Source organism: Psychrobacter sp. Pi2-52 (assembly GCF_904846705.1).
In the GTDB taxonomy this organism is placed as follows: Bacteria; Pseudomonadota; Gammaproteobacteria; order Pseudomonadales; family Moraxellaceae; genus Psychrobacter.
The window spans coordinates 34,173-60,745 of record NZ_CAJHBS010000018.1 but is presented as its reverse complement, the minus strand read 5'-3'; the positions used below and the strand labels follow the sequence as shown (position 1 = coordinate 60,745).

The 26,573-nt window shown below is 43.3% G+C and carries 25 protein-coding genes; 12 read left to right on the top strand and 13 right to left on the bottom strand.

Annotated features, from left to right (window positions below):
• Window positions 1-256 precede the first annotated feature (256 nt).
• Window positions 257-1,609 (bottom strand): urea ABC transporter substrate-binding protein, encoded by a 1,353-nt coding sequence (gene urtA, locus JMY00_RS10225; protein ID WP_201580092.1) that lies wholly within the window; start codon window positions 1,607-1,609, stop codon window positions 257-259.
• 411 nt (window positions 1,610-2,020) lie between these two features.
• On the opposite strand from urtA, the gene JMY00_RS10220 reads away from it, so the two are divergent.
• Both JMY00_RS10220 and JMY00_RS10215 read left to right on the top strand, forming a co-directional pair.
• Window positions 2,021-3,673 (top strand): DUF4139 domain-containing protein, encoded by a 1,653-nt coding sequence (locus JMY00_RS10220; RefSeq protein WP_201580091.1) that lies wholly within the window; start codon window positions 2,021-2,023, stop codon window positions 3,671-3,673.
• A 108-nt stretch (window positions 3,674-3,781) separates the two neighbouring features.
• Window positions 3,782-4,609 carry an NRDE family protein gene (locus tag JMY00_RS10215; protein WP_201580090.1) on the top strand — a complete coding sequence of 276 codons (828 nt, stop codon included), beginning with the start codon at window positions 3,782-3,784 and terminating at the stop codon, window positions 4,607-4,609.
• A gap of 91 nt (window positions 4,610-4,700) precedes the next feature.
• Here JMY00_RS10215 and JMY00_RS10210 read toward each other — a convergent pair whose 3' ends face one another.
• Window positions 4,701-5,219 (bottom strand): RNA pyrophosphohydrolase, encoded by a 519-nt coding sequence (locus tag JMY00_RS10210; RefSeq protein ID WP_057761956.1) that lies wholly within the window; start codon window positions 5,217-5,219, stop codon window positions 4,701-4,703.
• A gap of 476 nt (window positions 5,220-5,695) precedes the next feature.
• Here JMY00_RS10210 and JMY00_RS10205 point away from each other — a divergent pair, with 476 nt between their 5' ends.
• Window positions 5,696-6,109 carry an OsmC family protein gene (locus tag JMY00_RS10205; protein WP_102093887.1) on the top strand — a complete coding sequence of 138 codons (414 nt, stop codon included), beginning with the start codon at window positions 5,696-5,698 and terminating at the stop codon, window positions 6,107-6,109.
• Between the two features lie 14 nt (window positions 6,110-6,123).
• Window positions 6,124-6,549, top strand: a complete 426-nt coding sequence (locus JMY00_RS10200; protein ID WP_057762664.1) for an MAPEG family protein — start codon at window positions 6,124-6,126, stop codon at window positions 6,547-6,549.
• A gap of 217 nt (window positions 6,550-6,766) precedes the next feature.
• On the opposite strand, the gene JMY00_RS10195 is transcribed toward JMY00_RS10200, so the two are convergent.
• The 7 genes from JMY00_RS10195 to JMY00_RS10165 all read right to left on the bottom strand — a co-directional run bounded on the left by JMY00_RS10195 (window position 6,767) and on the right by JMY00_RS10165 (window position 13,181).
• On the bottom strand, window positions 6,767-7,801 hold the full coding sequence (locus JMY00_RS10195) for a tRNA-dihydrouridine synthase (protein WP_201580089.1): 1,035 nt from the start codon (window positions 7,799-7,801) through the stop codon (window positions 6,767-6,769).
• A 75-nt stretch (window positions 7,802-7,876) separates the two neighbouring features.
• Window positions 7,877-9,376, bottom strand: a complete 1,500-nt coding sequence (locus JMY00_RS10190; protein WP_201580088.1) for a UvrD-helicase domain-containing protein — start codon at window positions 9,374-9,376, stop codon at window positions 7,877-7,879.
• A 216-nt stretch (window positions 9,377-9,592) separates the two neighbouring features.
• Window positions 9,593-10,525 (bottom strand): twin-arginine translocase subunit TatC, encoded by a 933-nt coding sequence (tatC, locus tag JMY00_RS10185; RefSeq protein WP_201580087.1) that lies wholly within the window; start codon window positions 10,523-10,525, stop codon window positions 9,593-9,595.
• The gene (gene tatB, locus JMY00_RS10180; protein ID WP_201580086.1) at window positions 10,525-11,220 is read right to left on the bottom strand and encodes a Sec-independent protein translocase protein TatB; all 696 of its coding nucleotides are present in this window, start codon (window positions 11,218-11,220) and stop codon (window positions 10,525-10,527) included. Before tatB ends, tatC begins: the two co-directional genes overlap by 1 nt.
• A 26-nt stretch (window positions 11,221-11,246) precedes the next feature.
• Window positions 11,247-11,486, bottom strand: coding sequence for a Sec-independent protein translocase subunit TatA (tatA, locus tag JMY00_RS10175; RefSeq protein ID WP_102093892.1), 240 nt, complete (start codon window positions 11,484-11,486; stop codon window positions 11,247-11,249).
• Window positions 11,487-11,691: 205 nt separating this feature from the next.
• Complete coding sequence (gene hisIE, locus JMY00_RS10170) at window positions 11,692-12,549, bottom strand: bifunctional phosphoribosyl-AMP cyclohydrolase/phosphoribosyl-ATP diphosphatase HisIE (protein ID WP_201580085.1); 858 nt, start codon at window positions 12,547-12,549, stop codon at window positions 11,692-11,694.
• A gap of 188 nt (window positions 12,550-12,737) precedes the next feature.
• Window positions 12,738-13,181: a thioesterase family protein gene (locus tag JMY00_RS10165; RefSeq protein ID WP_201580084.1), complete on the bottom strand. Its 444-nt coding sequence runs from the start codon at window positions 13,179-13,181 to the stop codon at window positions 12,738-12,740.
• A gap of 441 nt (window positions 13,182-13,622) precedes the next feature.
• On the opposite strand from JMY00_RS10165, the gene rpmI reads away from it, so the two are divergent.
• From rpmI to JMY00_RS10140, 5 genes are all read left to right on the top strand, one after another.
• A complete protein-coding gene (gene rpmI / locus JMY00_RS10160; RefSeq protein ID WP_057761939.1) occupies window positions 13,623-13,820 on the top strand; it encodes a 50S ribosomal protein L35 in 198 nt (65 codons plus the stop codon).
• A gap of 135 nt (window positions 13,821-13,955) precedes the next feature.
• Window positions 13,956-14,312 (top strand): 50S ribosomal protein L20, encoded by a 357-nt coding sequence (rplT, locus tag JMY00_RS10155; RefSeq protein ID WP_011281252.1) that lies wholly within the window; start codon window positions 13,956-13,958, stop codon window positions 14,310-14,312.
• A 327-nt stretch (window positions 14,313-14,639) separates the two neighbouring features.
• Window positions 14,640-15,695, top strand: a complete 1,056-nt coding sequence (pheS, locus tag JMY00_RS10150; RefSeq protein ID WP_101204929.1) for a phenylalanine--tRNA ligase subunit alpha — start codon at window positions 14,640-14,642, stop codon at window positions 15,693-15,695.
• Between the two features lie 188 nt (window positions 15,696-15,883).
• Complete coding sequence (pheT, locus tag JMY00_RS10145; protein ID WP_201580083.1) at window positions 15,884-18,283, top strand: phenylalanine--tRNA ligase subunit beta; 2,400 nt, start codon at window positions 15,884-15,886, stop codon at window positions 18,281-18,283.
• Between the two features lie 215 nt (window positions 18,284-18,498).
• Window positions 18,499-18,798, top strand: a complete 300-nt coding sequence (locus JMY00_RS10140) for an integration host factor subunit alpha (RefSeq protein WP_194364982.1) — start codon at window positions 18,499-18,501, stop codon at window positions 18,796-18,798.
• Between the two features lie 229 nt (window positions 18,799-19,027).
• Here JMY00_RS10140 and JMY00_RS10135 read toward each other — a convergent pair whose 3' ends face one another.
• Window positions 19,028-19,384 carry a hypothetical protein gene (locus tag JMY00_RS10135; protein WP_201580082.1) on the bottom strand — a complete coding sequence of 119 codons (357 nt, stop codon included), beginning with the start codon at window positions 19,382-19,384 and terminating at the stop codon, window positions 19,028-19,030.
• A 544-nt stretch (window positions 19,385-19,928) separates the two neighbouring features.
• Between JMY00_RS10135 and JMY00_RS10130 the strand changes: the two genes are divergently transcribed.
• Window positions 19,929-20,816: a neutral zinc metallopeptidase gene (locus tag JMY00_RS10130; RefSeq protein WP_201580081.1), complete on the top strand. Its 888-nt coding sequence runs from the start codon at window positions 19,929-19,931 to the stop codon at window positions 20,814-20,816.
• Between the two features lie 196 nt (window positions 20,817-21,012).
• Here the strand turns inward: JMY00_RS10130 and JMY00_RS10125 are convergent, their stop codons facing one another.
• The 3 genes from JMY00_RS10125 to trxA all read right to left on the bottom strand — a co-directional run bounded on the left by JMY00_RS10125 (window position 21,013) and on the right by trxA (window position 23,676).
• Window positions 21,013-21,240, bottom strand: a complete 228-nt coding sequence (locus tag JMY00_RS10125; RefSeq protein WP_101204904.1) for a hypothetical protein — start codon at window positions 21,238-21,240, stop codon at window positions 21,013-21,015.
• A gap of 317 nt (window positions 21,241-21,557) precedes the next feature.
• Complete coding sequence (gene rho / locus JMY00_RS10120) at window positions 21,558-22,826, bottom strand: transcription termination factor Rho (protein WP_055125334.1); 1,269 nt, start codon at window positions 22,824-22,826, stop codon at window positions 21,558-21,560.
• A 523-nt stretch (window positions 22,827-23,349) separates the two neighbouring features.
• Window positions 23,350-23,676, bottom strand: a complete 327-nt coding sequence (gene trxA / locus JMY00_RS10115) for a thioredoxin (RefSeq protein WP_057761928.1) — start codon at window positions 23,674-23,676, stop codon at window positions 23,350-23,352.
• A 463-nt stretch (window positions 23,677-24,139) separates the two neighbouring features.
• Here trxA and JMY00_RS10110 point away from each other — a divergent pair, with 463 nt between their 5' ends.
• Complete coding sequence (locus tag JMY00_RS10110) at window positions 24,140-24,853, top strand: RluA family pseudouridine synthase (RefSeq protein ID WP_201580080.1); 714 nt, start codon at window positions 24,140-24,142, stop codon at window positions 24,851-24,853.
• A 94-nt stretch (window positions 24,854-24,947) separates the two neighbouring features.
• Window positions 24,948-26,573, top strand: coding sequence for an NAD(P)/FAD-dependent oxidoreductase (locus JMY00_RS10105; RefSeq protein WP_201580079.1), 1,626 nt, complete (start codon window positions 24,948-24,950; stop codon window positions 26,571-26,573).

Sequence of the window (26,573 nt, the reverse complement as noted above, 5' to 3'; positions counted from 1 at the left end):
CAAACGGGCGTAAAGTATGGTGCTGCATGTGCGGCTCCCTGTTTTTCACAGACAACAAACCCTTAGCCACTACTGCTTAACGGGTCAAGCGATAGAAGAGTTGATAAGGTTTGGTGTGATTTAAAAGTTAAGAATAAGTGTTAAAAATAAATGTGAAAAGTAGGCGTTAGGATTGTTATCAGTGTCGTTTATCCATCCGCCTACTATTCAGTTACTATCAATGTGCTTTTCAGTACTGACTTATTTAGGGAGTAGCCTATTTAGGAATGTACTCGCTCCATGGCTGTGCTTGGATGACCTCAGGCGTTTTGAAAATCGTATCAAACTGTCCGTCGGCACGAATTTGACCAATCATGACAGGCTTCCATAGGTGATGGTTTTCTTCATCCATTTTTAGCGTGTAGCCAGAAGGTGCGTCGAACGTTTGTCCCGCCATGCTAATACGTACTTTATCGACATCAGTCGTACCGGCTTTTTCGACAGCTTGCTTCCACATGTTGATACCGACATAAGTCGCTTCCATTGGATCATTGGTCACGACTTTTTCAGCATTTGGTAGTTTTTGGTCCAATGCATACTGCTTATAGCGTTTGGTGAAGGCACTGTTGGTTGGGTTTTTGATCGACATAAAGTAGTTCCACGCCGCCAAATGCCCTTGTAGCAGACTGGTATCGATACCGCGTAGCTCTTCTTCACCGACAGAGAATGCCATGACTGGAATGTCTGACGCTTTGATACCTTGGTTCGCTAGTTCACGATAGAACGGAACGTTTGAATCGCCATTGATGGTCGAGATAACCGCTGTCTTTTTGCCCGTTGAGAACTTTTTAACGTTAGATACGATGGTTTGATAATTGCTGAAACCAAATGGCGTGTACTCTTCCATGATGTCTGCATCAGCCACGCCTTTTGATTTCAAAAATGCCTTTAAAATCTGGTTGGTGGTGCGTGGATAAACGTAATCAGTACCTAACAACACAAAGCGCTCTGCACCGCCGCCTTCTTCACTCATCAAGTACTCTACCGCTGGAATGGCTTGCTGATTTGGTGCCGCACCAGTATAAAAGATGTTTTCTGACTGCTCTTGTCCTTCGTACTGTACTGGATAGAACATCAACCCGTTCAACTCTTCAACTACAGGCAATACGGATTTGCGTGACACCGATGTCCAACCGCCAAAGATGACATCTACTTTGTCTTGAGTGATTAGTTGACGGGCTTTTTCAGCGAATAATGGCCAATCAGAAGCAGGGTCGACGACGACTGGTTCGAGTTGCTTACCGAGCACACCGCCATTGGCATTGATTTCATCAATCGTCATCAACGCGGTATCTTTTAGAGAGGTTTCAGAGATGGCCATGGTGCCAGACAGCGAATGTAGTATGCCGACTTTGATAGTGTCGCCATCAGCAGTAGGCTCGGTGGTCTTTTCTGTGCTAGTTTCAGTTGTGGTCTCTGTTGATGCTGCAGTTTCGGCAGGTTTTTGACAACCAATAAGACTTAAGCTGCCAACGACGGCCACCGCTAGTAACGAAAAACGTGATTTGATTTTTTCGTGTGATTGAGGGTCTACTACTTGAGTATTGGCTAAAATTGGTAACGAAAACATGGACATCTCCTAATAAATACAAAAGGTAAAATAATGTTCCTGAACACTTATTAAGAGTTCAAGTTCCGTGCCAAGTTAAAAAAGCCAATAATCGAGTAATAATTGAGCAATAATTAAGTTCTGATTAATATATTCATTAATTTAGTGCAGGATGGTTAATAAATTGCACCATAAAGGGGAAATGAACAAAAAAATGGTGCAATATCAAAACCAAATTTTTAAAATTGAAGAGCTATCATATGAAGAGATTTATCGCTAAAGGCGCTGTTTACTAAAAATGCTGTCTACCATAAGCATTTATTGCCAAAGACCTGTAAAACGGCTACGGTAATATCTCTAAGATAGTTACTATTTTGCGCGTTGAGCCAATGCGTGGCTGCCATGATGGATTTTATTGCTAAGGAATGATGTATGAACGCACAATTAACGGATTCGCCTGTCTCAACAGGCCATGGCAGCGTATTACCGCCGCTTAATCAAATGACTAGATTTGCTATCTTGCCATTTGTACTTAGTAGTAGTGCCATTTTGGGATTGTCTTCGGCGCAAGCGGCCACCAGTAGCATCGAGCAAGTGATCATTTATCAGGGACTAGCGAGCGTGACGCGCGCATTGCCAATCACAGGTAGCGGTGAGCAAACGGTGGTGTTTTCGTGCCTGTCACCTTATATGGATAAAGAAAGTCTAAGCGTACAGGCGACAGGTAGTGTCAACGTTGGGGAAGTCAGTATCGAAGAGCTGACAGGTGAGCAGGCAGCCCAATGTCAGTATCAAGGTGACGCCAAGGTACAGACGCAGCAAAATACCCTAGCCAATATCAATGCTGAATTAGAAGCGGCACGGTTAGCAAAGGCTTACTTGCAGAATTTGACCAAAGCCACGCAAGTCAATACAGATAGTACGATTGCCAATAATGCCCGCGATATAGAAAATCAAGCGACCAGTATTAACCAAAGGATTTTAGAGATTCAACAGCGACAAGCGCGTGCCCAAGACGCACTGAATCAACTGATGGCAGGCAGCGCGACATCGACCTTTAACAAGGTGACACAGGTGAGTGTACGTACGGCAAGCCGCTCGCCAAGTAGCGTTAAGTTGCATTATCAAGTGCAAGGTGCAGGTTGGGAGCCTACGTATCAAGCTCGTCTAAACACAAATAGTGATCAATTGAGTATTACAGCTTCTGCGATTATTGCTCAGCAAACTGGCGAGAACTGGACAAATGTACCACTGACACTCAGCACCGTGAACCCTAATCAAAGTACGACGGGGCAACTGCCGTATGTGCAGCGTCTATCATTGTATGAAGAGAGCGAAGATGCTCGAGTAAGACGTGAGCTACCTATGATGGATGCGTCCCCTGTTATGATGGAAGAGCCTGCTTATAACAAAGGAGCAGAGGCAGCTATGGCACCGCTACCTAATTTTACGGTCAGTAGCCAAAACAAGAATGGCATCATCGAGTATCGTTTACCGCAGTTGGTCAGTATTCCGAGTGACGGGAGACGCGTACGAACAGTGATTGGGGAGCAGGCAGGTAATAGTAAGCTCTGGATTCGCAGTACGCCAAGTGTTGAGACTGCTGCCTACTGGTATGCGTCAGCGCCGTTTTTGACGCCGGACTGGGTCGATGGTTCGCTACAGTTGTACCGTGATGACAACTATGTAGGTCAGTCGCGTTATAATTATCAAGTGCTAAAAGAGCAGGGGATTGGATTTGGTCGTGATTCAAATATGCTCGTAAAAGAGCTGACCAATGAAGATAAGCAAGGTGAGAAAGGCGTGCTAAACCGTATGCAAACACTGACGACCACCAAGGCTTATCAATTTACCAATCAGCACAATCGTAGCGTACGTTTGCAAGTACTGGGCAGTGAGCCTATCAGTCGTGACGATAGTTTAAAGGTTGCGGTGACGCATACGCCGCCTGTAACTGAGCGAGATTGGAATGACAATCAAGGCATGGTAGCGTGGGAATTTGACTTACCAAGTAAGCAATCACAAGTAATACGTTCAACCTCCCAAATTAGTTATCCTGCCAATAAATTGTTAACTGGCAATTAATGAGCACTGCCTGTAAGTGCTACCTTATTAATAAGTAAAGTCTGAAATAATATCTTTGCCTCTATTAAGAATTACCCGCATAACGAAAATTATTATAAAAGGAAAGCTATGTGTATTGTCGCTATTGCTTGGCAATTATTTGATGAGCTACCGCTGGTACTATTGTCTAATCGTGATGAGTTTTTGCAGCGCCCAACTGAGCCGCTTCACCAGTGGTCTGACCAACCTATTTATGCTGGACGCGATAAGCAAAGCGGTGGCACGTGGTTAGGCATTCATCAGCAAGCCTCGCCAGCGCAGAGTCCAGAGTATTATGAACAAAATGGTCGTTGGGCTGCGGTGTTGAACTTTCGTGATGGGGTGCAGGCAAGCAGTAATGAGCGCTCACGTGGTGCACTGGTCACTGAGTTTTTAACAGGGACTCTAAGTCCAATGGATTTTGCAAGGCAGATTGATTTGCAAGGTTATGGGGGTTTTAATCTGATCATTGGTGACGCTGCGCAAGCTGTGATCGTCAATAATCGCGGTCATGCGCCAACGCCATTGTATGCAGGATTGCATGTGTTTTCTAACGGTCAGCCAGAGGATAGTTGGTTTAAGACAGAGCGTTTGCGCGGACGACTACGTCAAGAGGTGCTGCCCTTGATTGCGGAGGATAGCTCACCTGCGTACTGGCAAGAGGCGGCTTTTAATGTCTTGTCAGATAGTACCAAAGCACCAGAAGATAAACTGCCTGTTACTGGCGTGGCAATTGAGGTAGAGCAGATGCTGTCGTCTGTTTATATTGAACCGGTCGCTTTTGGCGATACTGAAACTAGCAAACCTACGTATGGTACCCGCACTCAAAGCATCTTAACGTTGCGCAAAGAGAAACTTAAGGGTGCAAACTATACAGCTAATATTATTAACCGAGAATTTGACAGTCATTCAAAGTGACTGTTAGTAGATAATAAAAAAACACCCACGGTAATTGCTAACATTCTAGCTACTATCGTGGGTGTTTTGCATTGTACTATTGAGTGACTCATTACATCAGCAGGTGATTATTTTGCTCAGGAATGATCAGCTCTTGCTTTAGCGGGAGTTCGCGTACCAATTCTTGCAAGGCACGACGATAAACGCCTCGTTTAAAGTGAATCACTTGTCCGAGTGGATACCAGTAGCTGACCCATTGCCAATGGTCAAATTCAGGTTTCCCTTCATCAAAGCGGATATGTTGAGTATTTGGCTCATCTAAGCGTAGCAAAAACCATTTTTGTTTTTGCCCAATACATAAGGGATGCTGACCATGACGTACATAACGTTTTGGCAAACGATAGCGCAACCAGTCTTGCGTGACTGCCAATAAGTCTACGTGACGCGGATGTAAGCCGACCTCTTCCCAGAGCTCGCGATACATTGCATCCATCGGCGTCTCCCCGCGGTCGATACCACCCTGCGGAAATTGCCAAGCGTTGTGACCAATACGTTTTGCCCACAGAACCTGCCCTTGTGTATTTGCCAAGATGATGCCGACGTTGGCGCGAAAGCCGTCTGCATCTATCATGACTAAACCTTTTAATTTGTTTAAAAATAGCTTGTTTTGACTTGAAACCGTGACAGCAATCGTAATTATTATAAGGTGATTACTATCGATATTCGCTCAAAACAAGATTCATTACCGTTATTAAACCAAGAAACAAGCAAAATGTGTAACAGTATTTTGCTATAAAATGTTTCACGAGTTTTACCTTTTAAAATCAACTATTTATAAGCAGACTTTTGTGGGTTTTTATACAGTATTTTTAGACAAGTGTTGAAGAGTAGTAATAGCCGTATGGACATACGATTATTCAGTAAACTATCGAACTCCACTATTTCGATATGTATAAAGTGATAAAAGTATAGATTTCACTTGGTGAGCTAGCAGCAAAACAATGAGCCTATAAAATCTTGCTTTGGCTTATGCTACACTAGCTGGGCAATATATCATTCACACAATAATAATAGGCAATACGCCATTTAAAATAAGGAACATCTACAATGTCAGAATCAAAAGCAAGCGTCATATGGCAAGAGAACAAAGCCTTTATGGGTGTGTCACCATCAGGACATAATGTACAAATTGATGCTGATAAAGAAAAAGGCTCAAGCCCGATGGAGCTGATTTTGTTAGGACTAGGTGGTTGCGCCAGTTATGATGTCGTAGAGATTTTGCAGAAATCACGCCAAGCAGTGACGGATGTACGTTGTGAGCTAACCGCCCAGCGCGCTGAAACCGTACCAGCGGTCTATACCGATATTCATATGCATTTCGTTGTCACTGGTCAAGATGTCAAAGAAAAACAAGTCGAAAAAGCCATCCAATTATCAGCAGAAAAATACTGTTCTGCCAGCCGTATGTTAGTAGCAGGTGGGGTCAATATCACCCATGATTTCGAAGTGGTTGCAGGCTAGGGACTTATATAATGATAAGTGCATTTTTTGAGTTGGTAACTGACAAAGTGGCGTCTGCCATTTTGGCCATGGTGGTAGCAAGCCTACTGCCATGGGCGGTGTCAATCGTTGCAAAAGTATCTGGTGGCTTTAGAATCAGAAATAATGCACATCCTCGCGAATTTTTTCAAAATGCGACAGGCATGGCAGCACGTGCTAATGCAGCACAGCAAAACAGTTATGAAACCTTGCCAGTATTCTTGGCAGCAGTATTGGTAGCTATGCTGTTCTTTGTACCGCAGTCGATTATCAACGTATTGGCTTGGCTCTATGTGATGATACGAATTGGTTTTTGTGTGGCGTATATTACTAATTTGGCAATGTTCCGCTCTATCCTCTGGGTACTATCAATGGCATGTTGTCTAATGCTATTTTATTTAGCGATACGAGTCAGCGTCTAGGGCATGTCCTCAATTCAAACGACAGTTATCTAAACGGATTGAAAATGGCTAAATTTTGCCAAACAGCGTCAAATCGCTTGCTAGTATCTCGATATTATCTACGCTATTTTTCTCGTTTGACGGCAATTTATCTCATTTTTATCTCCATTTTTGAAATGAGGACACACCCTAGTAAAAATATCCGTAACTGCCAAAACGCTCAAATACAAGCAGGTGATTAATCCTGTATGCTTGCTTGTAGGGCGCTAATAATCACCGCTTTGTTTTTTTCTCGTTTGATACCTTCCCACACTGTTTGCGCCTCAACATAGCCTTTGGTAAGCATACCTAGCCATTGCTTATAGCGGCCGACTAACACCACATCATTCTTTGCTTCACCTTCCAAAAACTTAATCTGATGGGCAATCAAATCTTGCCATAACAGTGTAGCCGTATTCTCTACGCTATCAGTACTGTTTTCAGTATCATTATCAACCTGTGCCACTAAATCAGGACGTGTTACTGCGCCGCGACCTAACATCAAATGCGGTGTACCTGCTTGTGTCATACAATTTTGCGCATGCTCAAAGTTCCAAATTTCTCCATTGGCAATGACTGGAATATCGAGCGCATTAAAACTTTGAATTTTGTCCCAATAGGCAGGTGGCTTATAGCCTTGGGTCTTAGTTCGTGCATGAATGGTCAGCCAGTCGGCACCACTGTCGTTAATTGCGCCTCGGATATCATCCATTCGACTGGTATCGGTGTAGCCCAAGCGAATCTTAGCTGATACCGGTATATGAGCGGGAACGGCTTGGCGTACGGCACTGATAATCTGATACATGGTTTCAGGTTCATCTAACAATACAGAACCCCCGCGATGGCTGTTGACCGTTTTTGCAGGACAGCCAAAGTTGATATCGATAGCAGGCGCGCCAAGCTCACAAGCGTACGCAGCATTTTCTGCCATCAGCTGCGCTTCGCTACCCAAAATCTGTACATGAATGGGCGTACCAGAAGCCGTTTTGGCATCATGATGTAGCTCAGGCACATATTTATAAAACACGTGCGCAGGTAAGACATGCTGAGTGATGCGAATAAACTCACTGACTGACCAATCATAAGGACGACCCAAGTCAGACGCAATTTGGGTTAAGATTTGGCGCATTAATGGATCGGTTAAGCCTTCCATAGGCGCGAGCAAACGCACGGGAGCTGCAAATAACTGATTAATAGTATTTTGACGCGTTTGAAGTTGCTGGCTATTATTCATGCTAGTGATTCACTGCTAAAGGGTCGTTATAAGAGAGATTGAATAAAACTTGAGGCTGACAGAGGTTTAGGGTAATTAAGTATTGCCAAAAATCACTTTTTTGCCTGTCTGTAATCCCGATATCAAGTCTTTAATATTATGAATATCTAGATTACTTTGCGCGCGAGTACAGGCGACATAGAGCAAACGCAGCTCTTCTGGACTAATCTTGATCGCATTGGTGGTCACATCGTAGTAAAAATCATCATCTAGTTGTACTTTGCCCCATTCTAGCCCTTTGGCTTTATGAGCGGTGGAGATGACATAGTCAGCGTTTTCAATGCTGGTCAGACTATTGACCGCTTGACTCAAGACATTGGTACCGTGGTCATCGACCAGTTTGACCAGTGTTTTGAGATCGCTACCCTCATTGGTTTCGGCGTACTCTTGCACATCACCCCAGTTATAAAAATAAGCCAGCTCAGGTACACCGTAAGCCGATTTACCGTTTTTTAAGTTTTCGGCTGCCTGACAGAATTTGAGCATACGGTCGGTATCCGCTTGTAGCGCCACGCGATGCCCGTGCTTTAATCCTGTCAACAGCTGCGACATGGCAGCAGCATTAGTACGGCACAAAATAGCATCTTTTTTGCTATGTACCATGCCCTTATCGGTAGAAGACTGTTTATTTGGATTGCCTTTTAGCGGTACGTCCTCTTGTAGTGCTTTTAATAAGGTATTGGCCACTTCTGCAATCGGCTCACCAAAGCGAAAAGACTGCGTCAATAATGTCTGCGGTAATGGCAGCTTTTTCATCGCATTGACCGCGCCGCGCCACTCATAAATCTGCTGATGCGCATCGCCCACATAGATGACTTGTCTCGACTGCTGGGTCAAGATACCCATCATCAATGGGTCAGCATCCTGTGCTTCGTCAAATAAAATAAAGTCCGCTGGAATACTAGGTTTAGATAAGGCCCACAGCTTGAGATAAATATCATGGCCAATACCAGCAGGGTGACGCGCATCAATCGACTGTAACCAGCGCTGCTCAACAGCAGGGTAGAGCATCTCGCGTAACTGTTCTGCATCTGAGCCATCGAGCCAGCTTGGGAACAGTATGTGCCTTGGCGCAGGGTAGCTGGCATGCGTGCTACAAAAATTACTTACTGCATCGCTGACGAAACGCGATAGTCGTGCTGGCGTCAGCGTAATATATTTATTAATCCCATCCATTTGTCGACGTACTTGCACAGGCTGTAGTCCCAAATCATCACCGAGGCGCTTAGGTGAAAATCGTGGCAAAGATAGCTTGGCGGTAATATCACGAGCAACATGACGATAAGCTAATGAGTGAAAAGTACGACACTCTACATGCGGCGGAAACTTTGAACGAGCATCATTGGCAATCGCTTTGTTAAAAGCCAGATACAGTCCGCGGCCACGTAAGCGCTCACCGATTAGCTTGAGCGTCGTTGTCTTACCGGCGCCCGCATAAGCGACCACTTTAAACGACTTGTGATCCATCGCCATATTCAGCGCGCTCAGCTGCTCGTCAGTGGGATCGCTCATATAAGCTGGCATAGATGCGGACATAATAAAGCTACCTAAATACAAAAATTGATTAAAAATAAAAGGGGCAAAAAAAGCCACTGGGTAAACAATGGCTTATAGATGATGGTGATGCTAAAACGTGATAATAAGCAATCAGCTTACTAATGAGGCAAGAATAAAACGGTGTAATGGTAGTTTAACGCATAGCTATATGTAATCAATAACTTTATTTTAGTCTGGATTAGACTGATAAGTGTTTTATTCTTTGTCTGTCGACACGAGAGTAGGACTGGGCTCTTCTTTGATTAAAATCTTCGCCAAAAACAAACCAAGCTCAAACAACAACCACATCGGAATCGCTAGCATGAGCATCGATACGCCATCTGGCGGCGTGACAACGGCAGCCACAGCAAAACAGCCCACAATGATATAACGACGTTTTTCTTCTAAGCTCTGAATGGAGACAATACCTGCCAATATCAATAGCAAAGTGACGACTGGAATCTCAAACGTTAAGCCAAATACCATAAATAATTTTAAGGCAAAACTGAGATAGCTGTCGATATCCGTCATGGGTAGTACGTTTTGCGGGGCAAACATGATAAAGAACTTTAAGACCCCTTTGAGCACAATAAAGTAAGAAAAAGCCACACCAGCATAAAATAAAAATATAGAAGATAGCAGTACTGGAATAGCGATTTTCTTTTCTTTTTTATACAGGCCGGGTGCTACAAATGACCAAATTTGATAAAGAATGTAGGGCATCGCCAAAAACGCGGCTACGAATACGGTCAGACGTATTGGCGCCATAAAGTTTGACGTGATATCAGTGGCAATCATGGTCGAGTTGGCGGGTAACTGTGCCACCAATGGGTCAGACAACAAGTTATATAGCTCGCGCGAATAACCGACCAAGCCTAAAAATATTATCAGTACCGCCACACATATTTTGATCAAATGCCGACGCAGCTCAATCAAATGCTCGGTAATAGGCATATCAGCCAAAGGGCTTAACACATCCTCTGATTTTTTATCTTGAGTGGTATTGGTCGTTGCTGCAGCACCTTGATTAAGGGTATCTTTATTAAAGGTATCTTGATCAATAGCTTCTTGATCAATAACATCTTGATCAGTAATGGCAGAAACAGCGATTTTCTCTTGACGACTTTTTTTGCGCTTGAATAATGACATCAATCAGTCTCCTGCTTATGGTCAGAAGTCTGCATGTTGGCAGGACTGTTGAGTAGGGCATCCGCTTTATAGTTTGGCACATATGGCGGCATTGGGAGCCGACGTGCTTTATCATAAGCGCCAAGTCGAAACCACATGTTTTCCCATGGACGGGTAGTGATGGTCTGAACAACTGGCGCTGCCTTGGCGTTATCGCCCACATTTGCATCATTTATATCGTCACCGCTGTGACCGCGCTTCGATAATCGGCCATTTTCTAATGTATCTGGCTGCTCTTCAGTGGCATAAGCATAGTCGAATGCTTTTGGCGTGGCTGGTTGCTGCTTTTGTGTACGGTTATTTTCATGAGCTTCGTCGCCTCTGCTATTTTCAGCATTCGTAGCGGTTTCAGAAGCTATCGAAGCAGGACTATGTGAGCTTTCAAAAGCTTTCATATTGCCGCGCATTTCAGCCATCTCTCGCCTCATTTCAGCTTCGGTCTGGCGAATTTTGGCAAGCTCTTTTTGCATTTGCTGACGTGTCTCAGCCAAGTCAAGCTCAGCCTCTATTTCAGACTGCAATGTTGAGACTGTGCGGCGAATTTTGGCATACCATTGCCCAGCCGTGCGCGCTGCCTGCGGCAGTTTTTCTGGGCCCAGTACGATTAGGGCGATAACGCCAAAGAGGAGTAGTTCAGAAAACCCGATATCAAACATAATGGTCCGATGTCACTGTTTAGATGCTATACGTTATGCTTATCATCAACCTTGGTGGTTGAGCGCTCTTCAGTGTGTGCCGTTGTATCGTGGTCAAGAACCGCGTGTTTTTTGGCATGCTCTGTATTTTCATCTTTGACAGCTTCTTTAAAGCCTTTAACAGCACCGCCCAAATCTTTACCAGCATTTCTGAGTTTTGAGGTGCCAAACACGACAACGACAACGACCAATAGTATCAGCCAATGTGTAATAGAAAAACTACCCATAATGGTATCCTTGTGACTTGGTTTTGTGACTTGGTTTTCAGTCTTTATACGCCTGCTTTTAGTTTGCAAAAAGGTCTATCTAGCAAACAGAAAGCATCGACATATAATGCGAGATAAAACAGAGCTATATTATAACCTGCACTTATTACAAATAGGTGAAAGCAACAATAATCAAATAAAATAGACGTTTATTTTTTATTTAGGCTTATCTAGCGGCTTTTTCATCGATACCGGATAACCCAAAACGTCTGCCTAGCTCGTTTAACACGGCATCCGACTCTATATCAAACCATGCCAGCCCAACCAAGGTATGGAACCAGACATCGGCGACTTCATAGATCAGCTCATGACGCGCCTCATCATAGCTTGCTTTGTCTGCAACCTCATCACAGTTAGCAAAATCTTTGGCAGCGATGATACTCTCTGTGCTCTCTTCACCAACTTTTTCTAATATCTTATTTAATCCTTTGGCGTACAGACTGGCGACATAAGAGCTGTCGGCATCGGCTTGTTTGCGCTCTGCTAATACGTTATCAAGCTGCTGCAATACAGAGGCTTTATCGACTTGTGCTTGAGCAATATTAGATTGTGCTTGGATAGTATCAGAGTCAGTATTCGCGCCAGTGTTTTCAGTTTCATGAGTGTCGCTAGTAGATTCATGAGAATGATAAATATCCGCAGGGTCTTTTAATACTTTATCGACGGTCTGCCATTCAGGCGTTTGACCTGATAAATCCAACCGCTGATAAAAGCAAGACTCACGTCCTGTATGGCAAGCAATGCCACCAGCCTGAGTGACGCTAAGCACAATCACATCTGCATCACAGTCTAGACGAATATCATGCACAGTTTGCGTATGACCTGATGACTCACCTTTATGCCACAGCTTGGCACGCGAGCGTGAAAAATAAACCGCTGTTTGTGTTTGTGCAGTGAGCTGTAATGCTTCTGCATTCATCCACGCCATCATCAAAATACGACCTGTTTGATGATCTTGAGCAATTGCAGGAATCAAACCATCATCATTAAAAGTTACGGCAGTCAGCCAAGCAGGTAAAGTCATAATGTATTTGTCGTCTTATAGGTAGAAAGTGAAAAAGAGTGATAAGCAATTATACTACTTATGATTAAAGCGGGGAGATTATCTGAAATGCTCTACAATATGCTGACAGCTAGCAACATCATGTCAACTAAATGCGCCATAGAGTGCAATTATGCTAAATGACAGCATACTATTTATAACAAGCGATTCTACAGTCTAAATAAATGCGGATATAGCGCTTCTTTGATTGAGTTATCAAGCTTAGTCACTTTATTGAGGTTAAAGTCGTAACCTAGAAAATGCTGGCGCGCTTTTGCTACTATCTCGCCCGTGTGCATCCGCGCGACTTTTAGGATTATATTACCGCCATTATCATATATAGGCTCGACACCCACTTCAAATAATAGCTCTTCTCGTACGCGGATACGGCTCACAATATCTAGCTGCAATTTATCAATAATCAAGCCTTGATGGTCTGCGTTGATTTCTTTGACCCCTTTAGCGTATAGAAATCTTAGCCGTGCTTCGGACAATAGCGCTGTCAGAGATTCTACCGTCATATGCTGTCCTGCGTCGGCTTCCGTATGACGCACACGCATCACTGTCTCAAAAACAAACAAGTCGTCGTCGAATACTAACTCTTGTTTTGACACACTATCTCCTAGAGTGATGGCCAAAGATTATTCTATTTATCATGCCGTAGGTTAGCAGCATTGTTATCGTTATCGTTATAGCTATGCATTCCAGCTTAAATACGTATGGTGAATAAACGGGTTTTAATGATGTTTATATGAATATATAGCTCAGTCTCTACTTAAGCACAGCTTAGGCTGACATTCAATCTATTTGGATAAAAATCAGCCGTTTTATTAAGGCTTTTAAGAGAGCTGCTATCGCTTATCTGATGCTGATTACTTGTCTATATTGTCTACTAAAACCTCGCCAAAACTTTACTTGGCAAAACAAGGCACTATCTGCTAAAATAGCGCCTCCCACCTCGAGGCAAATAGAGGTTTAGTGGTTATTTATATAACGATTATTCAGCATGACTATTTGACGACCAGGTTCTAAAACAGAAAAAGAGGCAAATCATCATGAAAGTTAAGATGAAAACCAGAAGCGGCGCAGCTAAACGCTTCAAAAAAACAGCGAATGGCTTCAAGCGTAAGCAAGCATTCAAAAGCCATATTTTGACCAAGAAATCAGCTAAGCGTATTCGCCAATTGCGTGGTCTTAAGTTGGTACATAAATCTGACGAAGCAGCAGTTCGTCGTATGTGCCCATACATTTAATAGCCTACTGTCATCTATCTTTGATTGAAAACTATCTGATGAAATGATATTTGACTTTGCAATCTGACAATGATGTTTGTTATTTAACGGCATCATCACTCGCTTAACAGTGATTAAAAAATCTTGGAGTAAATTATGGCCCGTGTAAAACGTGGTGTACAGGCAAATCGCCGTCACAAAAAAATCTTAAAGCGCGCAAAAGGCTACTACGGTGCCCGTTCACGTGTTTACCGCGTAGCGGTACAGGCAGTGACCAAAGCTGGTCAATATGCTTATCGTGACCGTCGCAACAAGAAACGTACTTTCCGTCGTCTTTGGATCGCACGTATCAATGCTGGTGCACGCTTAAACGGCTTAAGCTATAGCCGCTTCATCAATGGCATGAAAAAAGCAAACATCGCAATCGATCGTCGCGTTCTAGCAGACATCGCTATGCATGATGCAGCGACTTTCACAGCATTGGTCGAAAAAGCAAAAGCGGAATTGGCCTAAATATTAACCGTCCTTTAGGTATGATGCTTTTAAATAATTATTTATAAGCAATTGTCTAAATGGATAGGACTAATATTGATTAATAGTATGATATTAATAAAAGCTACCGCTGGTCGGTGGCTTTTTTTATATTAAATTATTTTAAGCGTGCTTTATATTGAACTTTATTGAGTAAAAACACGCTTATCATCGTCTAAATATTCAAGCCATTCTTATAACCAGCCTTTATATTAATCTTTTATATAAACATAGCTGGATAAATGGTTTGCAATATTTGGTCAAATCCCTACAATTAATAGTCCGTTCAAATCAGGAATAATGCGTCTTATGACTAACCCTGCTGCCACCAACGACTTGTCGGCGCTACCGACCTTGTCTTCAGAGCTTAATGAGCTTAACGAAGCTCAGCTTACCGAATTTGCGAGTGCTGCTGAAGCTCTAATCCTACAAGTAACTGATGCGCGTACACTGCAAGATTTGCGTGTGCAATTGACTGGTAAAAAGAGTCCGTTAACGGGCTGGTCAAAGCAGATGGGCAAGCTCGATGCTGATGATAAAAAAACTTATGGCGGCTGGTTGCATCAAGTGCGTAGTCGCATTCAGCAAGCACTGACAGACCAGCAGCAGCAACTAGAAGTCGCAGCGCTCAATGCCAAGTTGGAGGCCGAGAGCATTGATATTACCTTGCCTGCTCGCGGTGGTCAAAAAGGTCATCTGCATCCAGTAACCATGATTACTCAGCGTATGCAGCAGTACTTTATTCAAGCGGGCTTCAATGTCGCAACTGGCCCTGAAGTCGAGAGCGACTACTATAATTTTGAAGCGTTGAATATCCCGTCGCATCATCCTGCGCGCGCGATGCATGACACCTTTTATTTCGATGCGCATTATCTACTGCGTACGCACACTAGTCCTGTTCAGATTCGTACCATGGAAAAAAATGAGCCGCCGATTCGCATCATTTGCCCAGGCCGTGTTTATCGTAACGACTCAGACCAAACTCATTCGCCGATGTTCCATCAGCTAGAAGGTCTCATGGTCACCGAGTCGAGTACTTTTGCTGAGCTAAAAGGCTTAATCAGTGAGTTTCTAGAAGCGTTTTTTGCCAAAGAGCTGACCGTACGTTTCCGTCCTTCATTTTTCCCATTCACTGAGCCGTCTGCAGAAGTGGATATTTTAGATGATAACGGTAAGTGGCTTGAAGTGATGGGCTGCGGCATGGTACATCCACAAGTATTGACCAATTGCGGTATCGATAGCGACAAATACACTGGCTTTGCTTTTGGTATGGGTATCGAACGCTTTGCGATGCTGTATTACGGTATTGATGACTTGCGCTTGTTTTTCCAAAATGACGTGCGCTTCTTAAAGCAATTTGGCTAGAGTTTTTTTTATAGCTATATAGTCAGTTCAAGATAATTTAGATCCAAGGAAAGTGAGTGAAAGTGCTACAAATCGTAGACTGAGCGAGCCTGACGCTGTATCTAATTTATATAGGATTGACTATAGCAAATGAATTCGCCAAGCTTTACTCCAACATCTTTATTATAAAATTCTGATCCGAGATATTTATGAAAATTAGCGAACAGTGGCTACGTCAGTGGGTAAACCCTACAAATACTAGCGAACAGTTAGCCGAACAGTTGACTATGGCAGGTCTTGAGATTGATGATCGCTATGCAGTTGCCCGTGCTTTTAGCGGTGTGGTTGTCGGTGAAGTCATCAGCGTTGAGCAGCATCCTGATGCAGATAAATTACGTGTCACGCAGGTAAATATCGGTGACGCTGAGCCATTACAAATTGTCTGCGGCGCGCCTAACGTGACCGTCGGTATGAAAGCACCGGTTGCTACCGTTGGTGCGGTATTGCCAAGCGATGATAAGAAAGGGTTTAAAATCAAAAAGAGCAAACTACGCGGTGTGGCCTCAAATGGCATGCTATGCGGCGCTTCTGAAATTGATTTAGTCGATGATATAGATGGCTTGCTTGAGCTGCCTGAAGATGCACCAGTTGGTACAGATATTCGTGAATATCTAGGTTTAGATAATCAAATATTGGATATCTCAATCACCCCAAACCGTGGTGATTGCTTTAGCGTACGTGGTATCGCTCGTGAAATATCTGTCATCAACGACTTACCTGTACAAATGCCAGAAATCTCGGCCAATACTGCTGGCACTGCCGCAACACCAGCTGTGACAGTCGATGCAAAGGAAGCGTGTCCTCGCTATCTTTTGCAATCAATTCGCAATATTGACCGTAGCATCGATACTCCGAAATGGATGCAAGATGCGCTAGTACAGTCGGGCCTACGTTCACACAACTTCTTGGTCGATGTGACCAACTATGTACTGATGGAGTTGGGTCAACCGTTACATGCGTTTGACGCAGACACGATCGAAGGTGATATCGTTGTACGTTTGGCACAGCCTGATGAAACCATTACTTTGCTAAATGAGCAAACCGTTACCTTGACGGGTGATGAGCTTGTGATTGCTGATGATAAAGGTGCCTTGGCACTGGCTGGTATCATGGGTGGTCAGCGTAGCAGTGTCACTGATAGTACGACCAATATCGTTGTGGAAAGTGCTTTCTTTAATCAGCTAGCTATTGCTGCACGCGCACGTCGTTTTGGACTACATACCGACGCATCTCAGCGTTTTGAGCGCGGCGTCGACTTTGAATTGCCAGCATTAGCGTTGGCACGAGCTTGTGATTTAATCACCAGTATTACTGGCGGGGAAGCAGGTCAAATAGTCACGGCCGAAAACCTTGAGCATTTGCCAGCACGCGCACCGATTACATTGCCAATCGCGAAAGTTCGTGATGTCATTGGGATTGATATTGAACCAACTGAGATGGTACGTATCTTGACTCAGTTGGGTTTTGACGTAGAGCAGCAGAGCGATTCACTGATTTGCAAGCCGCCATCTTATCGTTTTGATATGAGTATCCGCGAGGACTTAATCGAAGAGATTGCTCGTATCTATGGCTATGACAATATTCCAAGCGTCCTGCCACATTTGCAAGTCAGTATGGATTATGATGATACTGCGGATTTGACCCATGAGATGAAGCTCGCATTGGTCGACAACGGCTATATGGAAGCGATTAGCTTTAGCTTTAGTGATGCAAAACTAGAAGCCTTGCTTGATGACGAAGCGCTAGGGGAGGTGTTGGCACTGGCAAACCCTATCTCTAGTGACCTAGCCGTTATGCGTCGTACCTTGCTATCGAGCCTACTGCCTTGCGTGCAATATAACTTAAATCGTCAGCAGCCACGTGTACGTTTCTTTGAGACAGGTCTTAGCTTTGTTGGACAAAGCATTAGTGACTTAGTACAAACGCCAAGTATTGCTTTAGTCGCAGTTGGTGATATATGGAGCGAGCAAGCTTATCAAAACCGTGCTTTAGATTTTTATGACCTAAAGCATGACATTGAGCAGCTATTACCAGCGCAAATCGATAGCGCACGTATCCGCTATGAGCGTAGTACGCTGAGCTTCCTGCATCCAGGACAAAGCGCTAAGTTATATATCGATGATATATACGTTGGTTGGTTGGGTCAGTTGCACCCAAATACTGCTAAGCAGTTAGATCTGCCTACTACATGGGTCGCTCAATTGTCACTGGCACCGCTATTGACGATTGCACGTGAGCAGCATGCTATCACGACACCAAGCAAGTTCCCGCAAGTACGCCGCGATATTGCTATCTTGGTAGACAGTGACATCAGTTTGCAGACGCTAGAGACAACCGTGCGAACTGCGGCAGGTAATCTATTGACTGATCTCTGGTTATTTGATGTCTATCAAGGTGATAAAGTACCAGCAGGCCAGCGCTCGCTAGCATTTGCACTGATATGGCAAGACAGTACGCAAACGCTGTCTGATGAAGCCGTCAAGACTGCCACAGATAAAGTGGTACAAGCGCTAACTGACCAGCATTCTGTACAGCTGCGCGACAGCTAACATTTAGTAAATATTATCCCCAATGCTCTGTAGTCTTTTTACCATGAGGCTACGGAGCATTGCTATTCATAGCATAAGTTAAGTGGTTATTAATAAAGGATTTTAATAAAGACTTTGTTAAAAAATGGTCAAAAAACCTTTATAATAGCTAGCCTTAACCCTCATACCGCTAAACCATGATATTCGACATCACGACATAGCATAGGAGTCGTACTGTGAGCACCTTAACCAAATCTGACATGATTGAGCATTTGATGAGTCACCTAAACCTAACACGCCAAGAAGGTCGCTGTCTGGTGGAGAACTTTTTTGATGAGCTGTCAGAGAGTTTGATTGATGGCAAAGAGGTCAAGCTTTCAGGCTTTGGCAACTTTGAGCTTAAAGATAAAAACAGCCGTCCAGGCCGTAACCCAAAGACGGGCGAACCAGTGGCAGTATCTGCACGTAGAGTAGTAACTTTTAAAACGGGGCAGAAGTTCCGTCAAAAGGTAGATGAGCGTCTGTTCGAGGCTTAATTTATGCTGGCATAGTGATAAGATGGATGTCTTATGGGTTTTTACATAAAACTCATAAGATATCTAGTACACATCTACATATCGCTGTTTTCTAGCTTATGGGTGTCTGCATAAGATAACGTAAAGTTGATCTCAGCAGTTATCTCAAATGACACAAATTTTAGGCATAAAAAAAGAGAGCGTAAGCTCTCTTTTTTTACTACAGTTTATCTATTGTATGAACAATAAATTACTGAGCTTCTTCAACTACTACTTCGTCAGAAGCTTCAACAGCAGCAGTATCAGTTTCGCTAGCTACGTCTACGCTAGTGGTGTCGCCGTCTACAGGAACTTCAGCGTCCATTTCGTCAGTAGCAGTAGCAACTTGAGCATCAGCGATGTCAGCTTCAGCTTCAGCAACAGCAGCGTCAGCATCAGCAGTTACTTCGCCTTCAGCAGCAGCTTCGTTTAGCTCTTCAGAAGCGTCTTGCACTTCTTCTTGTGCGTCAGATAAATCTTCAGCAGCGTTTTCTTTGTTGCTGTCACAGGCAGTAAGGCCCATAGTTGCAGTCATGATACCAGCTAGAGCAAGTAATTTAAGTTTCATATGGTTTTCTCCGGAAAAATGAAATGAGCAGTAGCAGCAACAAAGGTCGAAATCCGAGATTTTTCAGAATTCAACTAGTCTTAGTCGCAGCTACTCAGCTTCCACGCATTCTATAGGTTTTCTAAGTAAATAGAAATAGCCTGTACAATTAAGTAACAATAAAATTTAAAATAATATTTTACTTTCTCTATCCGATATACTTTTTAATACAAGAAGCCAAATTAATCGACGTATAATCAATGACATCAGAAGGATTGAGCGTTTTTTTAGTTCTTATTTATTGTCCCGAATTGTCGATATCAATCCCATTTTTATGGGTAAAAATGAAGTTAAGTAGTCCGATTATCGTCCTGTATTACATAAATCATAGTTAAGTTAGCAATTTTATAAGTTTCTACTTGCTTTTAGGATAGTAGACTAGGTCATAGCGTGGATTAACCAGCCAAATAACATATAACATAAGTAAAGATTAATAGAAGTAGTGGTTAATAGAGATAGTGGTTAATAGAAATAATGAATCAATCTATATTTGAGGAATAGAGTTATGAAATGGCAAGGTAGACGAGGTAGCTCGAATGTGCGCTCTAGCACAGGTGGCGGTAAGATGATCGGCGGTGGTATTGGTGGCATTATCATCGCAGGTATTTTGTGGTTGGTATTTGGGGTAAACCCAATGACCGCATTACAGACAGGACAAGCGGTCACAGGCGGTGGTAGTGAGTCATCTACCGAGCTTGCAACCAGCACAGACCGAGACACGCAGTTTGTGAAAGTTGTACTAGCAGATACAGAAGAAGTCTGGCATCAAATCTTTAACGAAGCTGGTAGCACTTATCAAGAACCGTCATTGATTTTGTTTAATGGTCAGGTTAGCTCTGCATGTGGTAGTGCTAGCTCTGCAACAGGTCCATTTTATTGTCCAGGGGATCAGACTGTTTATTTGGATACGTCATTCTTCGTAGAGATGCGTCAGAATCTTGGTATTTCAGGCGATCAGCAAGGCTCTGGTGGTGAAGAGAACCAAGGTAAGGCTGGCGATTTCGCACAGGCCTATGTGATAGCGCATGAGGTAGGTCATCATGTTCAGACGCTATTGGGCATTAGCCAACAGGTCAATGAAGCTCGTCAGCAAGTGACCCAAGCACAGTCCAATAAGCTATCAGTATTGCAAGAGTTGCAAGCGGATTGTTTTGCTGGTGTATGGGCACAGCGCAATCAAGAGCGTGTACAGTTTTTAGAGGCTGGTGATATTGATGAAGCGGTGAATGCAGCTGGTCAAATCGGTGATGATCGTCTAGCGAAAGCGAGTGGTGGTGCAGTAGTGCCTGATAACTTTACTCATGGTACCAGTCAACAACGTGTCGAATGGTTCACCCGTGGTCTAGAAAGCGGTAATGTACAATCTTGCGATACGTTCAGTGGTGCACTTTAACGGCCATACATATTAGTAGTCATGTATTTGACTAACGATGTATTTCTAATACTGATGTTTTTGATTATAAGTCTAGTGCATAGATTTATAGTAAAAATTAAGACATAAAAAAGCCTGCAACGAATTGCAGGCTTTTTTATCATCTTTTATCTGATATTACTCAATCAATTGTCAAATAATATCAGCGTAGAGAGATTTAGTTGTTGTCAAGAACATAACCACCAGCACCGCCAATCGCTGCACCAGCCAATGCGCCGCGTGCGATATCTTTGCTGTCGCCTTTGCTTCTAATAAGAGCACCAGCTGCTGCGCCAGCAGTAGCACCTTTAGCGGTGTTGCTCATACCACTATAAGAGTTACAACCAGTCATGATTAGTGCTGAGCTAGTAATTGCAGTCATTGCGATCGTTTTAGCAAATTTCATATTATCACCTATTAAGTCATCAAGTTTAAAATACAATACCTTCAAAATACTGTGTCCATGATATTTTCAAGTACATTCCTACTGTCTGTCATAATAATCCGTTACTAATAATATAGTCGTAGTAAAAACGCTAAACTTTGCAAATGAGATGTAAGCGATGTTGCCGTACTGTATCATCGGCAATGGCTGTGAACGACAGAGCAGCATAGTTTAATCGGCTTAACTATTAATATTTTGATGCTGCCATAAAAAAGACTACCTATAGGTAGTCTTAATATCAAATCGAAGCTGAATATGTCTAGCAAGCTAACTAAAAATTAGTTTTGCGATTTACGCTTCATTTGCTCAAAAAATTCATCGTTGGTTTTCGCTTCTTTTAGGCGATCCAACAAAAACTCAGTGGCTTGTACGCCATCCATCGGTTGAAGCAATTTGCGTAAAATCCATACTTTACGTAGTTTGTCTTCGTCCAATAGACGCTCTTCGCGGCGTGTACCAGATTTTTTGATATTAATCGCAGGGAATACACGTTTTTCAGCCAAGTCACGCTCAAGCGTAATCTCTTGGTTACCCGTTCCCTTAAACTCTTCAAAAATGACGCTATCCATCTTACTGCCAGTATCAATCAATGCACTGGCAATAATGGTCAAACTACCACCTTCTTCCACGTTACGCGCAGCACCAAAGAAACGTTTTGGACGTTCTAGAGCATTGGCATCTAGACCACCCGTCAATACTTTACCTGATGATGGGATAACCGTGTTATAAGCACGTGCTAGACGCGTAATCGAATCAAGTAAAATTACCACGTCTTGCTTATGCTCGACCAAACGTTTGGCCTTTTCGATGACCATTTCAGCCACTTGTACGTGACGCTGTGGCGGCTCATCAAAAGTAGAAGCAACCACTTCACCGCGTACTGTACGCACCATCTCGGTGACTTCTTCTGGACGCTCATCAATCAATAGTACGATGAGGTAACATTCAGGATTATTACGAGTGATTGATTGCGCGATGGTCTGTAGCAACATCGTTTTACCCGCTTTTGGCGGTGCGACGATGATAGAACGCTGACCTTTACCAATCGGAGCGATTAGATCGATGATACGACCAGTCAAATCTTCAGTGGTTCCGTTACCAAGCTCAAGTTTTAAATGCTCAGTTGGGAATAGGGGTGTCAGGTTCTCAAAGATAAGCTTATGACGTGAGCGATCTGGCGTATCAAAGTTAATCTCGCCGACTTTCAATAATGCAAAATAACGCTCAGAATCTTTTGGTGGACGAATCGTACCAGCGATACTGTCACCAGTTTTTAGACTGAAACGGCGAATTTGGCTAGGGCTGACATAAATATCATCAGGACCGGCTAAATATGAGCCTTCTGATGAGCGCAAAAATCCAAAACCATCAGGAAGAACCTCAAGTACGCCGTCACCATAAATGGCTTCGCCGTTACGCGCATGGGTTTTTAGAATAGCAAAGATAATGTCCTGTTTACGGCTACGCGCCATATTATCAAGACCCATTTCTTTGGCGATAGCCAATAGCTCAGCGATTGATTTTTTCTTTAATTCAGTAAGATTCATAGATAGGTCATTAGCAATTGATCAGATGAGAGATGCCATTAGCAGCACAAGTCACGACAGTGATTAAAATAACGGTAATATGATGATATGGGTGTGCACAGCGCTGTAGTTTATGTAGTTTTGGTTTTATATGTCTGCTTATGTACGCATTGCCATCATTGGAGGCAAGGTAATAAGAAATAAGGATAAAAAAGGCTACATAAGAGTCTGCGTCAAAAACTCAATATCAGTAATTGCGTTTAGTCATTTTGTTCAGCAATGGTGTTTATAATGACGATTGTGTTTTTGTTGATAAACACGAGGAGAATAGCGACAAGATACTTAGGAAAACAGTTGGTTTTCTCTTGTCAGCAGACTATACGGTCTTCACAATAGCGTTGTCAATAAATTTTGCCAAAAAAGTCACATTATCGAGTTTTTTGCACAAAAAACAAGCAAAAAAGCCACTATCTTGGTTAGATAATGGCTTTCTCGGTTATTCTATTTTACCCGCTCAAGATAGTCTAGAGCTGGCAAATGTAACTTATAAATGCTTGTCTAATACTTTAGCCAATTCAGCTTTTGGCTGTAGGCCCATTACTGAGTCAACTTTTTCGCCATCTTTGAATACAAATAGCGTTGGGATGTTACGAATACCAAAACGGCTGGCCGCTTGTGGGTTGTTGTCTACGTCTACTTTGACGATTTTAACTTTACCTTGGTACTCAGTCGCTAGATCTTCTAAAATAGGAGCAATGGCTTTACAAGGACCACACCATGGCGCCCAGAAGTCTACTAGTACAGGTACGTCTGATTGTAGAACGTCTTGATCAAAGTCTGTGTCGGTAGTATGTACAATAAGGTCTGACATAATTTTATCTCTCTTGTTTTATTACTTCTATCACCACTCATCAACCTATATATTGGTTTAATAATAAATCAGTTGGTGGTCAAAGAATTGTTTAGAAGGGGTGAAAATGTGCCATTATATTAACATGTTTGCCCTAATTTGACAGATACAGGCTGGTTAAATTGTTTAACAACTAGTATTAGCACAATAAATCGAAACGGTGCAGCACAAGCGTGTCTAATCTGTTATTTAATACGATTATCCTTATCAAAGTATGTATCTCAGTGCGATATAAGTCGTATTTTATACCTCGTTTGCGTAGTAGCTAGTGATTAGCAGCTAGTGATATTAATAACGTTAAAAATCAGCCAAATTTTTGCCCTTTTATCCGAATAACCGTTGTTCCTGAAATGGCTGTCGTGTCTGTAGTATTAGCCGCCAAAAATCCTTATCTTAAAACCAATTTACATAAGTAGTTAAATTTATGCCTTTTACCGATGAAGAAGTTAATGCCCTCAATGCCCAAGAAAGCGCTTATCCGCTTGAGTTCTTTAAAAATTTTGCACAAGAGATTACGGTTTATGAAGACGATGACATTTGGGTGGTTGATAAACCTGCAGGCCTATTGAGCGTTGATGGTAAAACACTCAAAGTCAGTCTTCTTGCTCGTCTTGAGCGTGCCAATCCAGCCGTCAAATTGATTCACCGCTTAGATATGGACACGTCGGGACTGCTTATTTTTGCAAAAAATGCAGCAGCGCAAACCAATATCAGTAAGCAATTCATCGAGCGTCTACCGCAAAAGAAATATCAAGCACGTGTCTTTGGTAAATGGGAGCAGGTCGGTGCAACTGGTGAGATATCAGTGCCAGTACGCTATGAGCCAAGTACCAAACCGCGCCATATCGTCGATCACGACTGGTCGAAGCATGCACTGACGTTGTATGAAGTTGTGGCTCATGAAACCTGTAATGGCGAGGCAGTCACTCGGGTCATGCTAAAGCCAGTCACGGGTCGCAGTCATCAGCTACGCGTACATATGGTCCATGTCGATCATGTGATGATTGGCGATCCGATTTATGCTGAAGGTGCCGCACTAGGGATAGCCCCAAGGCTCAACTTACATGCACAGCAATTGCGTTTAAAGCATCCAGTACTGGGTGCTTGGATGGACTGGGAAAGTCCCTGCCCATTTTAAATCGTTAGATTTTGCCGCTTGCTGTTAATAGATGCGATAAACGGCTCTAAAGCCAGCTATAAAATGCCAGTCATGCAAATACAAGGATGGAAGTATGCTTGATATCACCACTACCAAACAGGCTATCAAAAACCGCTTTAAAGGTAGAAAATCAAAGACGGGTAAAGTAGCCGACTATGAAGTATTGATCATCGGTGCGGGTATTGCAGGTATTGGCATGGCTTGCCGTTTACAGCAACAGCAGCATAAAGGCCTATTTGGTCATAAAGCTTCTAAAAAGCAAAAGCAGGCAAAACCGACTAATAAGCAAAAACCTCCACAGCGCTTTGCTATTTTAGAAAAGCGTGCTGATTTGGGTGGTACATGGGATTTATTTACCTATCCCGGGATTCGCTCTGACTCTGACGCCCTGACCTTTGGTTATAACTTTAGGCCGTGGCTTGATTATAGAATGCTTGCAGCAGGCGATGATATCAAGCGCTATATCGCCGATACGGCACGCGAGTTTGGGGTGAGCGAACATATCCACTATCAGCATGAAGTTCAGCAGATATCATGGTCTAGTGAGGATCAACGGTGGTCAGCAACTATTAAAAACCATGCAAGCGGTGAGAGGTTTGTTAAGACTGCTAAGTTTATCGTAGGGGCCACTGGTTATTATGATTATGAGCAAGGCTATCGCCCACATTTTGATGGAGAAGAGAATTTCCACGGTCAAATCATTCATCCACAGCACTGGAATAATCTAGACTATGATGATAAAAAAGTTGTCGTTATTGGTAGTGGTGCCACGGCGATGACGTTGCTACCTGCGCTAGTAGATAAAGACAGTGGTCAGTGTGCGCGTCATGTCACGATGCTGCAGCGTACGCCGACCTATGTGGCAAGCGTGCCGGGTGATGACCATGCTATTGACTGGCTATCTGGCAAGTTTTCACCATTATCAAAAGAGCAGGCCTATACGGTATTACGCGCGCGCAACGTGTTACGGCAACAAGGCCTGTATAAAGTTGCGACTCATGCACCCAAGGTGATGAAGGCAGTCTTAAAAAATGGGGTGAAAAAAGAGTTAAAAGGTAGCGGCATTGATAGCAAGCATTTTATGCCTGACTACAATCCATGGGATCAACGAGTATGTGCGGTACCTGACGGTGATTTATTCAAAGCTTTACAGGACAAACGTGCAACAGTAGTGACCGATCAAATCAGTCACTTTACTGCAACGGGAATTATGCTGCAATCTGGTCAGCATCTCGACGCTGATATCATCGTTACCGCGACTGGCTTAAAGCTACAGATGCTGGGCGGGGCAGCGGTATATATCGACGGTCAGGCCGTCGATATCGGCACGCGTATGACTTATAAGGCAGTCATGATAGAAGGCATACCTAATCTGGCTGCACTGTTTGGCTATACCAATGCCTCGTGGACACTAAAAATCGACTTGGCCTGTCAATATGTAGTGAGGCTGCTGGGGTATATGCATAAAAACCGCTATCAGGTCGCCATGCCACAAGCACAGACTGACGATATGACAGCCTGTGCTCAAGCAGATACCGTGATGGGTTCGCTATCGTCTGGTTATGTCAGACGCGGCAAAGACGAGCTACCTAAGCAAGGCGATCGCTATCCTTGGTTCGTGACCAACAACTATTTAAGCGATCGAATCATGCTTAAGTATCGTAAGGTAAAAGACGACTGGTTACGGTTCAGTCGTTAG